Source organism: Advenella sp., assembly GCF_052108595.1.
Taxonomy (GTDB): Bacteria; Pseudomonadota; Gammaproteobacteria; order Burkholderiales; family Burkholderiaceae_B; genus Advenella.
In genome coordinates this window covers 1-247 of sequence record NZ_JBQEAU010000096.1, presented here as the reverse complement: position 1 = coordinate 247, position 247 = coordinate 1, and positions in this window count along the sequence as shown.

Here is a 247-nt window from a genome sequence, read left to right as displayed (position 1 = left end):
TTGGCTAACATTTCTTTGATTAATGCAATTCGACCGCGCGGAGAATCATTTTCCTCGCCGTCCAGTACATAGGTTGGGCAAACCGCTGTGCAAAAGCCGAAATGGACGCACGTGGCGGCGATTTTTTGGCTTTTTTCGATTTTCTCTATAGATATGATTGATTGTGTCATTGGACGAGCAGTAAAGTGATTGGTATAAATCGGTTACAGTCAGCGCTAGTTGAAGTAGAATAAGTAGATCTCACTAT